Annotated in this window: 14 protein-coding genes; 7 read left to right on the top strand and 7 right to left on the bottom strand. The window is 41.4% G+C overall.

Going from position 1 to position 15,689, the window contains the following annotated elements; translation table 11 throughout:
* The first annotated feature begins 160 nt into the window (after positions 1-160).
* Positions 161-1,243, top strand: a complete 1,083-nt coding sequence (locus tag CSV80_RS03655; protein ID WP_029052844.1) for a bifunctional 3-deoxy-7-phosphoheptulonate synthase/chorismate mutase — start codon at positions 161-163, stop codon at positions 1,241-1,243.
* A gap of 134 nt (positions 1,244-1,377) precedes the next feature.
* Positions 1,378-2,379, top strand: a complete 1,002-nt coding sequence (gene ccpA, locus CSV80_RS03650) for a catabolite control protein A (RefSeq protein WP_099669632.1) — start codon at positions 1,378-1,380, stop codon at positions 2,377-2,379.
* Positions 2,380-2,504: 125 nt separating this feature from the next.
* On the opposite strand, the gene CSV80_RS03645 is transcribed toward ccpA, so the two are convergent.
* The 4 genes from CSV80_RS03645 to CSV80_RS03630 form a co-directional block, all read right to left on the bottom strand.
* Positions 2,505-3,659: an acetoin utilization protein AcuC gene (locus CSV80_RS03645; protein WP_037561509.1), complete on the bottom strand. Its 1,155-nt coding sequence runs from the start codon at positions 3,657-3,659 to the stop codon at positions 2,505-2,507.
* Positions 3,656-4,300: an acetoin utilization AcuB family protein gene (locus tag CSV80_RS03640; RefSeq protein ID WP_029052847.1), complete on the bottom strand. Its 645-nt coding sequence runs from the start codon at positions 4,298-4,300 to the stop codon at positions 3,656-3,658. Before CSV80_RS03640 ends, CSV80_RS03645 begins: the two co-directional genes overlap by 4 nt.
* 15 nt (positions 4,301-4,315) lie before the next feature.
* Positions 4,316-4,948, bottom strand: coding sequence for an N-acetyltransferase (locus CSV80_RS03635; RefSeq protein ID WP_099669631.1), 633 nt, complete (start codon positions 4,946-4,948; stop codon positions 4,316-4,318).
* A 289-nt stretch (positions 4,949-5,237) separates the two neighbouring features.
* On the bottom strand, positions 5,238-8,180 hold the full coding sequence (locus tag CSV80_RS03630; RefSeq protein ID WP_099669630.1) for a transglycosylase domain-containing protein: 2,943 nt from the start codon (positions 8,178-8,180) through the stop codon (positions 5,238-5,240).
* Between the two features lie 370 nt (positions 8,181-8,550).
* Between CSV80_RS03630 and tyrS the strand changes: the two genes are divergently transcribed.
* Positions 8,551-9,816 carry a tyrosine--tRNA ligase gene (gene tyrS, locus CSV80_RS03625; protein ID WP_099669629.1) on the top strand — a complete coding sequence of 422 codons (1,266 nt, stop codon included), beginning with the start codon at positions 8,551-8,553 and terminating at the stop codon, positions 9,814-9,816.
* A 15-nt stretch (positions 9,817-9,831) separates the two neighbouring features.
* A complete protein-coding gene (locus CSV80_RS03620; RefSeq protein WP_099669628.1) occupies positions 9,832-10,176 on the top strand; it encodes a hypothetical protein in 345 nt (114 codons plus the stop codon).
* A gap of 160 nt (positions 10,177-10,336) precedes the next feature.
* Here the strand turns inward: CSV80_RS03620 and CSV80_RS03615 are convergent, their stop codons facing one another.
* Complete coding sequence (locus tag CSV80_RS03615) at positions 10,337-10,627, bottom strand: hypothetical protein (RefSeq protein WP_099669627.1); 291 nt, start codon at positions 10,625-10,627, stop codon at positions 10,337-10,339.
* Positions 10,628-10,894: 267 nt separating this feature from the next.
* On the opposite strand from CSV80_RS03615, the gene CSV80_RS03610 reads away from it, so the two are divergent.
* A complete protein-coding gene (locus CSV80_RS03610) occupies positions 10,895-11,098 on the top strand; it encodes a hypothetical protein (protein ID WP_099669626.1) in 204 nt (67 codons plus the stop codon).
* 474 nt (positions 11,099-11,572) lie between these two features.
* Entirely contained in the window at positions 11,573-12,244 is a 672-nt protein-coding gene (locus tag CSV80_RS03605; protein WP_099669625.1) for a hypothetical protein, read from the top strand.
* 217 nt (positions 12,245-12,461) lie between these two features.
* On the opposite strand, the gene CSV80_RS03600 is transcribed toward CSV80_RS03605, so the two are convergent.
* Positions 12,462-12,659, bottom strand: a complete 198-nt coding sequence (locus CSV80_RS03600) for a hypothetical protein (RefSeq protein ID WP_099669624.1) — start codon at positions 12,657-12,659, stop codon at positions 12,462-12,464.
* Positions 12,660-13,185: 526 nt separating this feature from the next.
* Complete coding sequence (gene rpsD, locus CSV80_RS03595; RefSeq protein ID WP_029052863.1) at positions 13,186-13,788, bottom strand: 30S ribosomal protein S4; 603 nt, start codon at positions 13,786-13,788, stop codon at positions 13,186-13,188.
* 540 nt (positions 13,789-14,328) lie between these two features.
* Here rpsD and megL point away from each other — a divergent pair.
* Positions 14,329-15,519 (top strand): methionine gamma-lyase, encoded by a 1,191-nt coding sequence (gene megL, locus CSV80_RS03590; protein ID WP_099669623.1) that lies wholly within the window; start codon positions 14,329-14,331, stop codon positions 15,517-15,519.
* Positions 15,520-15,689 lie beyond the last annotated feature (170 nt).

Genomic DNA, 15,689 nt, shown 5'->3' with positions numbered 1-15,689 from the left:
TTCAAGTTTTTTTCTATGCGAAAATAGTGAATATTTATTTATTCGATGAAATTGCGTGACTTTTCTAAGAGTATTCATTATACTAGGTCTATTATATAAAAATGTACCATAGATTCCGGTGTTAGAAAAGGAAGATATGTACGGGGAGGAGACAGGTATTATGAGCAAGCAAGATTTAGGTGAGTTGAGAGGTACTATTGATCAGTTGAACTTAGATATCCTTAAGTTGATCAATGAACGTACAGGCGTTATCCAAGAAATTGGTAAGTTAAAAGAAAAGCAAGGTGTTAATAGATATGATCCGGTTCGCGAACGCGAGATGCTCAACGTCTTGAAGAAGGTAAACCATGGTCCTTTACCAGACGGTATCCTTGAACAGGTATTTAAATCTATTTTCATGTCAGCACTTGAAGTACAACAAGATGAGCAGAAGAATGCATTGCTCGTATCCCGTACTAAAAAGCCTGAAGACACGATTGTTGACGTAAACGGCCATAAAATCGGAGATGGACATCCTTCTTTCGTATTTGGACCTTGTGCAGTAGAATCTTACGAACAGGTGTTGGCAGTAGCAAAGTCAATCAAAGCAAAAGGATTAACGATGATTCGTGGAGGAGCTTACAAGCCGCGTACATCTCCATATGATTTCCAAGGTTTAGGCCTGGAAGGTTTAAAAATTCTCAAGCGAGTTGCAGATGAAACTGGACTTTCTATCGTCACAGAAATCATTACACCATCACACTTGGAGGAAGCACTCGAATACATCGATGTGATCCAAATCGGTGCACGTAACATGCAGAACTTTGAATTGCTGAAAGAAGCTGGAATGGTCAATAAGCCAGTACTTCTAAAGCGTGGAATGTCTGCAACGATTTCTGAGTTCGTCAATGCAGCTGAATATATTATATCTAAAGGTAATACGGAGATTATGCTATGTGAGCGAGGAATTCGTACATATGAGACGGCAACTCGAAACACGCTGGACATCTCTGCTGTTCCCATCTTGAAGCAAGAAACGCACTTACCGGTATTCGTGGATGTTACACACTCCACTGGCCGTAAAGATTTATTGCTTCCGACAGCGAAAGCAGCAATTGCAGTAGGAGCAGACGGCGTTATGGCAGAGGTTCATCCTGACCCAGCCGTAGCATTATCGGATTCAGCGCAGCAAATGGATATTGAGCAGTTTGACAAGTTCTATGAAGAGATTACTCGCTTCATGAACACACACCAAACGATCTAAAACATCCAACACCGATCCTTTATTAGTAAAGGTCGGTGTTTTTCTGTATAGAATGACAGAATTCTGCACAGAAAAACACAAAAGTCCAGTAGAACACGGTATACTAGTAAAGAATAAAGACAGGAGGAGCAAAAATGGCGATCACTATTTACGATGTAGCAAGAGAAGCGAACGTATCGATGGCAACGGTTTCACGTGTAGTGAACGGCAATCAAAACGTGAAGCCGGCGACTCGCAAAAAAGTATTGGACTGTATTGAACGATTGGGATACCGGCCAAACGCCGTCGCTCGTGGATTGGCCAGCAAGCGTACTACGACGATCGGAGTAATTGTCCCTGATATGTCCAAGAGTTACTACGCAGAGCTATCCAGAGGGATTGCAGACGTTGCCACGATGTATGAGTACAATATCATCATCTCCAACTCGGACAAGAGTACATCTCGAGAAGTTGAGTTGTTTGAAGATCATTTAGGTAAGCAAGTAGACGGACTGATCTTCATGAGTGATTCTATTTCACCTGAAGTACGTAAAGAAATGAAAACAGCGAATGTTCCAATCGTCTTGGCAGGGACGTTGGATTTTGAAACCAATTTACCCTCTGTCAATATTGATCATGAACAGGCCGCATATGAAGTAACAAAGAAGTTGATCGACAATGGCCACAAGCGTATTGCGTTTGTTTCGGGACCGTTTACACGGGACATTAATCGTGTGTGCAAGCGTGTTGGGTATATTCGAGCGTTGGAAGAAGCGGGGATGATGATTGATGAGTCATTGATCGTGGAAACTGACAATACGTATGACGATGCGTACGAAAGTTGGAATGTGCTAGGGAAGCTTTCTGATCGACCGACGGCTGTTATGACGAGTAGTGACGAAGTTGCAATTGGTATTATGAATGGTGTGCGGGATGAGGATCTTAGAATTCCTGAGGATTTAGAGATCATTTGTTTCCAACACTCTATTCTTGCGCGTATTGTTCGTCCGCAGTTGACTGCGATTGTCGTGCCATTGTATGACCTGGGTGCCGTATCGATGCGTTTGTTGACGAAGTTGATGAATAAGGAAGAAGTGGAAGAGACCGAGGTTGTGCTACCTTATTATTTGGAAGAGCGGCAGTCGGTTAAGAAGTAAAGTAGGAGTTGTCGCCTGCAACGAAGATGTACTGGTGTTGTGTGCTGAACCTAAAACACTACTATCTTATTTTTGAATAATATAAAGACAAAAAGCAACTTATCTTCGCGATAAGTTGCTTTTTATTAGGATTTACGAATGACGTGCAAAGCTCTCGTTAGCATTTGCTCGTTTTTTTCGTTGATATCATTTTTACGAGGGACTGGTTCGTATAGGTCCACAGGGTCTTCCCACGTCTCAATAAGGGGAACTGGGGATTCGGGTTGCCATTTGTTTAACCAGGCTTCTGGAAGTCGTCCGGTTGGTGTTGGGATGTCTTTCATAGTGAGCCATAGGTGCGACCATGCACGTGGTACTACGCGCCAGATATCGTATCCACCACCGCCTATTGCGATCCATTTCCCGTCACAGAATTCTTCTGCGAGTTCTTTTGCTAGTTTCGGAATTTCTTCGTAGATCTTCATTGTGCTATACAGATGCGTGAGTGGATCGAAGTAGTGCGCATCTGCTCCATTTTGGGTTAGAATAACGTCTGGCTTGAAGTGTTCTGCTACTTCACGCAAGGCAGTTTTATAAATATGTAGGAAAGATTCGTCTTCCGTAAATGCATCTACAGGGAAGTTGAATGACGTACCATAACCTGCACCATTTCCTCGTTCTGTCACATTTCCTGTCCCGGGAAACAAGTAGCGACCTGTTTCATGGATGGAGAATGTACAAACATTTGGATCATCGTAAAACGTCCATTGCACGCCGTCACCATGGTGAGCATCGGTATCTACGTATAATACGCGCGCTCCATATTTTTGCTGTAAGTATTTGATAGCTACTGAACTATCGTTATAAATACAAAAGCCAGAAGCTTTCCCTTGGAAGCCGTGATGCAAGCCGCCGCCGAGGTTCAGCGCATATCTTGAACGACCTTCCATTACTTCTTCAATTGCTGTAAGTGTACCGCCCACGAGTAGTGCACTCGCTTCATGCATGCCAGTGAAGAATGGTGTATCTTCCGTACCGATTCCGTAGATACTACCAATATTTTCGCTGACATCCCCTTTACTCGCTTTTTTTACAATTTCGATATACTTTGCGTCATGAGCCAGAAGCAATTCTTCGTCTGTGGCTGTGCGCGGAATGACAATTTCATCAGGCTTGATGGTATTCATTTCATCTAGTAAATCCTTTGTCAAAATGATTCGCTTTTGATTAAAAGGATGGGTATCCGAAAATTCATAGTTTAGTTGGTCAGGAGAAAAGATAAAACTCGCTTGTTTTTTCATACGCCCATCTCCGGTTCGCTTGGCCAAAGAACTTCGAATCCTTGCGATTTCAATCCTTCGATGATCGGGAGAGGGTTCATTCTTTTGATGCGGATCGCTAGAATTTTGTACTCTTCATTATCTTGATAAGGATAAACTAGTACACTGAGCACGTTCGTATTGTGATCATGAAATACTTTAGATGCTTCGTATAAAATACCGGGCGTGTTTGGAACGCGGATTTGAATATGTGAACTTGGCTGATTGGCACCCGTTAATTCAATATAGTTATAGAGTAAATCTGTTTTAGTTAGAATTCCGACTAGCTGATAGTTAGACACGATGGGTAAACAACCAATTTCATACGTATAAAACATTAACGCAGCTTCTTCCGCAAAGTCCCGCGGATGTCCGATTAATAAATCGGTTTTCATAATTTTATCGAGTGTTGTTTCATAAAGTGAAGGTTCCAATCTCTCCGAAATGCTCGAAGGAGAAGCTTCTTTGACGTCACGGTCTGTAACCAGTCCTTCTATCCGCCCATCTTTTACAATCGGGATGTGGCGGATACGTTTCTCCTTCATCAGTTGTACCGCATCTGCAATCGTATGCGTAGAATTAAGCGTAATTACGTCTTTTTTCATAATGTCCTGTATTAGCATGATCATTCCTCACTTTCAGTAATTAACACGATGTTTGAAGCGCACACGATCAAAGCGTTCGATGGATTCTTGATCAACTCTTTTTCCGATTCTCGCCATTAATGCATTGGCAGGGTGGGAGCAAACTTCGGGATCGTCAGTGGAGAAAAATTCCATGCCACCTGCACGCATCATTTTTTCCATCATGTTGCGATAATCCCATACGTTCAAACCAGTTCCTTTTAAATCCCAGTGCCAATAATATTCAGTCGTAATAATAATATAATCTTCCATAGCATCATCCAACATCGATAATTCCAGTAAGGATTTACCGATACGTGCGCCGCGATAAGCAGCAACTACTTCGACGGCGCCTAGTTCTATTAAGTTGGCCAATTCAGCTTCATACCAGCGTTCGAGTGAATCGGGATATAGAAACGTAACATACCCAACAACCATATTATTGATTCTCGCTACATTGATCCGGCCTTCAGGAAACGCAGCGATTTTCACCAATGCTTCTTGTTGTTGTTTAGATGGACGGAATGCTTTCAATCCTTCGTGAAATTCAAACGATGCCAGTCGCTCTGGTGAAACAGGCCCTTCAATCACCAGTTCACCTTCGTCATGCGGAAATGATCTGGAAAAGTAGGTCTTTTTATGTTCCACACAGTTCACCTCTTCCTAATATTTCTATCCGTTGTACGCTCAAGTACTAGCTGTAAGTTCAGCACGTGTTGCTCTCTGTTAAGTATACAATTGATAGGGTGGAAAAGTATATTATTATCATTATAATCACTGAATTGTCGGTAATTATATTTGGAGCCGTACATAATAAGTGGAGAGAGGAAGGAGTCGCAACGAATAAGAGATGACGGTTTTCCATTCGCACTGGCAAAAACCTTTATAGACAAAACAAAACCGGATTACATTATAAAATGGTAATCCGGTTTGTGAGTTATTCTTTTGCTGCAGGAGTCGCATCCGGCTTTGGCTCCGGTGTAACTTCTGGCTTTGTTTCTGGTTTTGGTTCTGGTGTAGCTTCCGGTTTAGTTTCCGGCTTTGATTCAGATTCTGTATCTGGCTTTGCATCGGGCTTCGTTTCTGGAGTTGTCGTTCCTGGTTTTGTTCCAGAATTCATATCTGGTTTCGGCTCTGCTTTTGGTGCAGCATTGGTTACCGTGTTCGAAGGCCCTGATAGTAGGCCAGTAATATCCACTGCACGCACGTAATATGAACCATATCCGACTTTATACGATCTGGAAGCTCCGTCACGAACTGTACCGATTCTGGCACCGTTTTGATAAATGTAATAACCGATTACATCATTTGAAGAGGAGCCAGTCCATGTAAGAACTGAACCATTTTGTCCTGCTGATACGGCTGCAGGTGGCACATTGTCTGCAGGGAAGGTTGATCCTGCGACACTGTTTGAATAAGCACCACGACCTGCAAGTAGTTTGGAAGCATCTCCGCCCAAACGTCCGAGCATGCGCTTGCCATATTCAGTAGTTACGCCAATTCCTCCTGATGTGACAAATTCACGTGGAGTAGAAGCTAACGCCTGATAGAGTTTACCATTCACTCGAACGGCCGAAGACGAAACTATACTGTCATCCACTTTTGTCGGCACCATCTTTTTCGAATTAAATAAATCCGATCGGACGAGTCCAGCTGCTGAACAAGCTTTGGAAGGAGCAAGTCCCGAAATGCCACAGAATGAACGTGTGACGACGCCGTTAGGGCGCTTAAAGGTATCTCTTGCTTTAATCGTTTCTGGTATCACGGTATTGGCAGTATTCATCAATTGTCCGTACAATCTTGCTGTCCGTTCTGATGGATGCATTTGACCACTGTTGTAGCCGTGGTATAACGGGGTATTTCTGTTTTTATAACCCATCCAAACACCAAGCGATACATTTGGATTATAGCCGACTAGCCAAGCGTCTCCGTAATTCTGGGATGTTCCCGTCTTAGCAGCTAAATCCGGACGGAAATTCATCAAGCCAGGCAATCTTGCAGCCGTACCGTTCCCTTTTAATACATCACGCATCATATCTGTGATGATATAAGAAGTTTCCGGGCTGAACACTTCGACTGGTTCCGCTTTGTGTTCAAATACTATATTACCTTTCATGTCTTCAATTCGTTCAATCATATACGATTCGATGAATTGACCACCATTGGCAAATGTAGCGAAAGCATTTGTGTTTTCTTCAACAGTGACATCCATCGTACCTAATGATGCAGAAAGACCGCTGCCTGCCTGATCCGTAGCATTTGTAAATTTCATTTTCTTAAGGAAATCAATTGGATTTCTATCTATAATCTGGTCATATAGACGTATAGTAGATAAGTTTTGTGAACGAGCCAGGGATTCACGGGCTGGCAATACACCAAGCTCACGGTCGAAATAGTTGCCAGGTGCGTAGTTGCCTCGTCTAAATTTTACATCGACTAGCGGACTACCCGCACCAATTACACCATATTCAATGGCAGGTGCGTAAACCAATAATGGTTTCATGGAAGATCCATTTTGTCGGTAAGCTTGAGTAGAGTGATTCAATGCTTCGAGTTCGTAATCACGTCCACCGACGAATGAAAGTACTTTCCCCGTATGGTTCTCGATCATAGAAGCACCGACTTGAACAGGATTTTCTTTAGTAATCGTTTTGCCTGATTCTTCATCTACTGTTTCAGACGTATACGTATAGCCGTAGTATCGGAAGCTATCAGCCACTTCATTCATTTTGTCATACAGCTCTTTATTGATAGTAGAGTAGATCCGATAGCCGTCTGTTCGCATCGAGCGATCCGCCATAATTTCATACTTTTCCTTGATCTTGGAATCTCCCTCAAAACGGTCCGCGTCAATGCCATCTTTTTCAGCCAATACTTTAGCTAAAATGTCGATTGTGCGATTTTGGATTTCCTGTGTGACATACGGATAACGTTCCGTTGCACGGCGTGAAGGTTGTCTAAAGTCTTTCGTTACATCGTAAGCTTTTGCTTCCTTCCATTCTGCATCCGTTATATACCCTGCATCACGCATCCTGAACAATACCGTTTTCATTCGGTTGACACCATGCATAAGTTTTTCCCGTTCTTTAATACCTTGGTTTTTACTGTAGAATGGCGTGTATGTATAAGGAGCTTGTGGAATACCCGCAATATACGCAGCTTGCGGTAAACTTAACTCAGCGGCTTTAATGCCGAAGATTCCACGTGCGGCTGTTTCAATGCCGGCAATATTTTGTCCCGAAACATCACGACCATAAGGAATGATGTTCAAGTACGCTTCTAGTATTTCGTCCTTCGTCATGAAATGTTCTAAGCGCATAGCCAACAAGATTTCTTTAGCTTTACGTTCATATGAAACTTCATTCGTCAAAATTTGGTTTTTCACTAATTGCTGAGTGAGTGTCGATCCACCTGTTTGACTGTCTGAGTTCGTAACGTCTTGGAATACGCCGCGGAATATCGCTTTAGGCACGATACCTTTGTGTTCTTCAAAGTACTCATCTTCAGTAGCCAGAACAGCGTCCAATGCATACTGTGAAACTTTATCTAGCGTAATTTGTCGGCGCTCGATGTCCGAGTTAATCTTGCCTAGATAAACACTGTCTGCAAAGTACATTTCAGATGTTTCTTCATAATTAAACACTTGATCCCGAAGTTCTTCCTTAGTACGTAACGGTTCTTTCGCAACGAGAGAAGCGAAATATCCTGCACCAACTGAACTCGCAAATACGGCCCCAATGACGGCGAAGATCATGAGTAAAATAAACAAGTTCCAAAGTACGCCGGTTCCGATGCGAAGTTTTTTGGCCCAAGGCTCTTTTTTCGCTTGTTCAAACTTATCTTCAAGTTGCTTAATTCTATTATTCTTTTCGTTATTCAAAGTTTTCTCCCCCCAAAAATCTTTCTCATTATATCACAGATTCAAAAGGAAATATGCAATAATTGTTGACTTTCATTGGAAGTTGGGTAAAATTGAACTCATACGAAATTACATGTCGAAAAAACCGAAGTAGTGGTAGTGAGTTCCGTTTTAGAGAGACAGCGGTTGGTGGAAGCTGTTCGGTGCACTATACATGAATTACAGTTTTGGAGTGTACGTTTTGCGCAACGTTACCCGCGCCTCAAAGCCGGAGAGTATCTACTCTCAAGCCGGGTGGTACCGCGTTATGAATTACTCAACTAACGTCCCTGCATGATCATTTACTGATCGTGTGGGGACTTTTTATGTTGAAAATAGGAGGAAATAGAACATGTCGAATGAATTAATGGATGATTTACGTTGGAGAGGTTTGCTATACCAGCAGACGAATGAAGAAGGTCTTGAGAAGCTTCTAACAGACGAGAAGATTTCTCTTTACTGTGGGGTAGACCCGACAGCAGATAGTATGCACATCGGTCATATCGTACCATTGCTGACACTGCGTCGCTTCCAGTTACACGGACACCAGCCGATTCTATTGATCGGTGGCGCTACAGGGATGATCGGGGATCCATCAGGACGCTCTGAAGAACGCCAATTGCAAACGACGGATCAAGTAGACGATAATGTTCGTGGAATTAAAAAACAACTAGAAATGATCTTTGATTTCCAAACAGAAAATGGCGCAAAACTTGTTAATAATAATGACTGGATCGGTTCCATGTCATTGATCGAATTCTTGCGTGACTACGGTAAATTGCTAAGCGTCAATTACATGCTAGCAAAAGATAATGTTGCGTCTCGTTTAGATCAAGGGATTTCCTTCACGGAATTCTCGTACATGTTGATGCAAGGTGCGGACTTCAACCACTTATATGATCACCATAATTGCCGCGTGCAAATCGGTGGATCAGATCAGTGGGGGAATATCACGACAGGTCTAGAAGTCATCCGTAAAATGCATGATGAAGAAGTACAAGCATACGGATTTACGATTCCATTAGTAACAAAAGCAGATGGCACGAAGTTCGGTAAATCTGCTGGCGGCGCGGTATGGCTCGATGCAAAGAAAACTTCTCCATATGAGTTTTACCAATTCTGGATCAACGCAGCAGACGCGGACGTTGTGAAATACTTAAAAATCTTCACATTCCTAAGTCGTGAAGAAATCGAAGCCCTTGAAATCTCCGTACAAGAAGAGCCACATTTACGTAAGGCACAAAAGACGTTGGCAGAAGAAATGACGCGCTTAGTTCACGGTCAAGACTCACTTGATCAAGCACTACGTATTTCTGCAGCACTATTTAGCGGTGATTTAAAAGCATTGACTGCTGCCGAAATGAAAGATGCGTTTAAAGATGTACCGACTGTAGAAATGGAAAAAGCGGATCAAAACATCGTCGATTTCATCGTGCAAGCGGGTGTATCTCCATCGAAACGCCAGGCACGTGAAGACGTAACAAACGGTGCGATTTCCTTTAATGGCGAGCGTATTACAGATACAGCCTTCACAGTAGGGGCGGAGCAACGTTTGGAGGACGCATTCATCATTGTGAGACGTGGGAAAAAGAAATATAGTATGGTGAAGTTTGTTTAACTGGGAGATCATGAATTGAAAAAAGAGTATATGATGTACGCGATGACGTTAGGTTTAATAGGCGACGCGATTAATGAAATGATCGATGCGGTGGAAGAGAATAGCCCAGAAGGTGTTAAACGCACCGCAAAGCTATTTTCTAGGGTAGCGACCACCATGAAAGAAGAAACACCTCCTGACATTTTCGCGATTGAGCATCAAGAATTGGTCAAAGCTTTTACACTGTGGAACGTAGCGAATAAGCAAGCGACCGCTATGCGATCCGAAAATATCGTTGAAGCTGCATCAGCCGCTTTAAATAAGCATGAAGGTTTTTTGGTCAGTATTATGGACCGAATTTATGATAAGTTGCGCAATTAATATTGGATGAAAGGGCATCTCTTCGGAGGTGTCTTTTTTGCGTTAGAAATAAAAACTATTATGGATAGCAGGAATCATAAAAAGTGCCTATGCAAAACAGTCATATTCGCTTGAACGAACGGAGAAGTTTGATACATAAGCACTGTAAAATAATACGTTTTTATTTAGTTAACAACTTTTTGATTATGCGAATATCTGTGTCGTGGTCGTTTAGTAAGCGCTGAGTCTTACGCATATCATCTGATTTTACTTTGTTGAATAAAATCTGTTCAGAGAACGTATCGATTTTCTGGCTATTGGCAACAGACCTTACAACTTGTTCGGAAATAGCTTGCTTCATAGATATTTGTTCTTCTTTGATTATGGAAATATTGGTCTTAAGAGAAGAAATATCTTGCTCCATATTGCTTACTTTGTCTACCAAGAGTTCAAGAAGTTCACGATCTGTCATGGAAATCCTCCTTTTGTTTTATACCTACATTTTTACAAAAGATGCATACTTGAGATGTAATTACTTTACATTTGTTTTGTATCATATCATAGTTCACATGACTTGTACAGAACATATATTCGTAATCAATAGCGTTCTAAAGAAATTGTTTGCGTAATGACAATCCTGAACGTTCAAGATAATCTGAAAACATAGCGCTAACATCCTCAACATAAAAGGGTTTTCCTTCTCTATGTCGAATACTGTAGATAGAGGGAAGTGAGAAGTTTGAAAAAGTACAGAGTACATTACCACTTTGCAGGCGCTGAAAGTATTGTAAGAATCATTGAAGCGGCAGATCCAGAAGATGCTTTAGGGATAGCAACAAATTCCCGAAGCAATGATATTGTTTTTACTGATAGTAAAGGGACGTTATATTGTTTCTTTTATAGAGACGTGAAATATGTTTCAATTGCGGAAGATAGATCGTAAACAGCAGAAATGTTATTTTTTGCTAAATAATAATTCGGAGCGTCCTTTAGAGGGACGTTCTTTTTATTTGTTCTATTAACGCCTCACAAAGAAGGATTGCCTCTTCACGTTACATAATAAAAAATACATGTAAATATAGTTTTTTGGCACGTTTCAAAATGGTACAACGGACGTATCATCTAGAAACGAAGGAGCGTACCAATGTGAAACGACACACCGTATCATATTGGTACGGCCTATAACCAAAGAACTTAAGAATTAAAGAATTAAAGAATTAAAGAATTAAAGAATAAAGATATTGTCGAGAAGCATCTCGACGTCTAATATTTCGTAGTTCATTTTTTACTGAGAAAAAATTTGCACACCTAGTATCCTTTTTGCTTCTCAGCTCTATATAGTGTGCAAAGCTAACCTGGTGGTATTTTGTAACTTGAAGCCAAAAACTACGTCTACGTTCAAAAGGAGTGGAGAATTATGAGAAAACGAATGCTACTACTTCCCATTTTATTGTCGCTGACAGCTTGCTCTTTCAATCCATCTTCGCAGAACACGATTATTGACTGGGTAGATTTTGTGAAATGGAATGATACGACGTATGGAGCGAACTATGAAATAAATGAGCTTGAAAAAGATTGGGAAACTGCTGGAGAAGTAGGAGAAGTGCAGTATATGTTGGATGGTCACGCGGATGCCAATCATCAGTCTAAAAATGGAGATGCTGCTTACTTGTCAAAAGGGACGAAATTATTCGCAATGAAGGGGTATGATCCTGCATTTCGAATTATAGCGGACGGTAAAGTATACGAAGTAACTGAATCGGATACTGCTGAGACGGTTGGGGATTTTTTAGATATTAAAGGGAGAGTACAGCGGGTTATTTTACAAAGTGAGCAAGATTTATCGTTCATTGGGGAGTTTACGGATGAGCATGCGGAGCAACTGATTGAAGAGTTGCTGGTAATGTCGTATGAACCAGATAGGCGTGCGTTGGAAGGCAAGCGAGTGTTTTTCGGAATTGAGTTAGTAGATGGGACTATGACGCGATCAGTTTATTGGCCGGAGACGGGTTATGTTCATTATGGTGGGGTGGCTTCTCAAGAGATTAAAGACGTATTTGAGGTTGAGATGGATAAGTATGATTACTGAAGAAAATTGATAAATATAAAATAGGGTGAAGAGCAATCACGAGTGTTTAAACAAGTTATGAAAGTTTGGTGTGCAGGTACTCTAAATAAATAGATAACATCTTATTCAAAGGAGATATTACTGAAAAAGGGAATTAAGATACAATTGCATATACTGCACCGAAAAAAACCCTACAAAGTAAGGTGTATTTTCATGAGAAAAAGAGCCATTCAAGGCTCTAGTGATATTCTTTAGATTTCTTTAGACACTCTTCAAAATGCAATACGATATCGTTAAAGGAAAACTCGTTTTCTTCAATGGTGTATACAATGATGTTTGCATCGCTATCGTATCTCTTATTGAAAACCGGCTTTACATGGTTATTCTGGATTAAAGCCTTAGCAAGTTCGACTGCCAATCTTTTATTACCATCCAAATAAAACACCTCCTAAGTGATTATATTTGAATGAATAGGAGAATATGAAAGTCGTACGATCGTTGGAGGTACGACAGAATCATATGAGTCGGAACCTGATACATTTATTATTCATTGAGTTTTTTGAACAAAGCTATTAGGTAGTCTTCATCTTGGTCTTGAATAAATAGAATCTTATTGTCAAATTTTAAGATTTGATCAGAAACTTCTTGATAAAATGATTCTAGTTGTTTAAAACGCTTTGTTTGCTTTACGAAGAAATAAGAAGTGGCTAATGCTCCACCAATGTAAGGAATTAGCTGTTGGATTGATTCAACTGTGACCTCTAACTTTTCCGTCCGGTAAGTGTATCAGTCATGACTTCATCTCGCTTCCTGAAGACATTGTTGCGTATAAGTAATGTTTAGTAATAGGTAAAGAATGAAAGGTTTTAAGAACACAATGGTTTCTAGGCTAAATAAGGTTTATAGTTAATAAAACCCCGCCAACCGAGATAAATATCTCAGTCAACGGGGTTTCCTTGTTATTAACGAGAGTAGAATTCAACGATCAATGCTTCGTTGATTTCAGCAGCTAACTCGCCGCGCTCTGGAAGGCGTACGAATGTACCTTTTTTCGTATCTTTATCGAAAGTTACGAAGTCTGGAACGAAGTTGTTCACTTCTAGTGCTTCTTCGATAGCAGTCAAGTTTTGAGATTTCTCACGAAGAGAGATTTCAGAACCTGGCTTAACTGCGAATGAAGGGATGTCAACGCGCTTGCCGTCTACCAAGATGTGACCGTGGTTGACTAGCTGACGAGCTGCACGGCGAGTGCGTGCAAGACCCATGCGGTAAACAACGCTATCTAGGCGAGCTTCAAGAAGGATCATGAAGTTTTCACCGTGAATACCTTGCATTTTACCAGCTTTGTTGAAAAGTGTGCGGAATTGACGTTCGTTTACTCCGTACATAAAGCGTAGTTTTTGTTTTTCTTGTAATTGCATTCCGTATTCGGAAAGTTTTTTACGTTGGTTTGGACCGTGTTGTCCTGGTGCGTATGGACGCTTTTCAATTTCCTTACCAGTGCCTGTTAGTGAGATACCTAAACGGCGTGACAGTTTCCAAGATGGACCTGTATATCGAGCCATGAGAGACTCCTCCTCTGTTGGTTTTATTTTGTTGTAAAATAAGACCAGATATGTTCAATCCATCTGCCATTCTATAATCTTGCAACTTCGCCCCTGCAGCCTCGAGGTTACGTGGTGCACCTTGAAAAAAGGAATAGACTGGACAAAATAGAACACATAACTGCTGCGAATATTTTACACAAAGCATAGCATACCAATTTATTGACTATTGGTCAAGCATTTCATTTTTAGAAGTTGAATTAAGAGAATGTACTTCAGTTTTTTTAAACGATAATTACTACAACAAGTAGCGGATTGTTGTGGAAGGTGGCAAGTGCAAAGATGTGCTCCTAACACTTCGCTTTTACTCGCAAAAGCCGTTCTTCGTTACGGCTCTTCCACCTGGAACAGAAATCAGCGTTTCTTAACTAGTTACAAATATCTTTATTCAATTTATAATAGATGGAAGTTCATGCTCTTTCGTTTTTCAAACAATCGATGTACACTGTAGTAAAGCGCTTTCATTAAGACATGAATACGTTATAACAAGGAGGAATCAGCATGAAGAAGAATAACAACTGGCACAAAGAGACGGCGATGATTCATGAAGGTTACGACGACAAGGATCATCAAGGAAGTCTGGCGGTGCCGCTGTATCAGACCTCAACCTATGTATTTGATTCGGCTGAACAAGGCGAGCGGCGTTTTGCGGGTGAAGAAGCGGGGAATATTTATTCTCGTTTAGGAAATCCGACGGTCGCGGTGCTTGAAGACCGTATTGCTAAAATGGAGGAGGGCGCAGCAGGTCTCGCATTTGCTTCAGGTATGGCAGCGGTCAGTTCGGTGCTCGTTCATTTGACGAAGGCGAATGATCATATAATTTGCTCGCGTGGGATTTATGGTTGCACATTCGGATTCTTAAAAATATTAGAAGAGAAGTATATGATCACGCATGATTTAATTTCTATGAGAACGGAACAAGAGATTGAGAAAGCTGTGAAGCCTGAGACTACATGTATATATGTAGAAACTCCAATTAATCCAACGATGGAGCTGGTTGATCTCGAGGCGGTAGTCAATGTAGCCAAGCGTCATAATTTGAAAGTGGTAGTGGATAATACATTCTGCTCACCTTACATCCAAACACCGTTGACGTTCGGCGTAGATTATGTACTTCATAGCGCGACGAAATACATTAATGGACACGGTGACGTGATCGCAGGGCTGCTCGTAGGTAAAGATGCAGACGAGATGGCGAAGATTCGAGGTACAGTGTTAAAAGATTTCGGTGGTATCATTTCACCGTTTGATGCGTGGCTATTGTTACGCGGCATTAAGACATTGCCTATTCGAATGGATCGACATTCGGCCAATGCCAAGATTATTTTTGACTATTTACAGAAGCACCCGAAAGTAGAAGAAGTATTCTATCCGTTTGACGATCAGCATCCACAGTACGAGATTGCGAAGAAGCAGATGAAAATGGGTGGGGGATTGATTTCATTTACGATTAAAGGTGGAAAAGAAGATGCGCAGAAGTTGCTGAATCATTTATCGCTCATTAAGTTGGCGGTCAGTCTAGGGGACGCGGAGACGCTCATGCAGCACCCCGCGACGATGACACACTCTGCTGTGCCGAAAGAAGATCGCAAGAAGATGGGTGTGTCGGATACGTTACTACGCTTATCTGTAGGTCTCGAGCATATGGATGATATCATGGCAGACTTAGATCAAGCGTTTGAAGCCATTTGAATTGAAAAAAGCGAGCGTCCCATATCGGGGAGCTCGCTTTTTATATAGGATCTTTAATGTTACGTTTGACAACGATTATATGTGTTGATTTATATAGCATGTAGATTCTGATTGGACCTCTTTTGCCGCGGTCGTGTTCTACTGGTTGTTTCCCTTAAGCAACGCAAACC

This window comes from Sporosarcina sp. P12(2017) (genome assembly GCF_002743035.1).
In the GTDB taxonomy this organism is placed as follows: Bacteria; Bacillota; Bacilli; order Bacillales_A; family Planococcaceae; genus Sporosarcina; species Sporosarcina ureae.
Note: the sequence above shows the minus strand (reverse complement) of the source record. Positions and strands in the feature narration are given on the sequence as shown.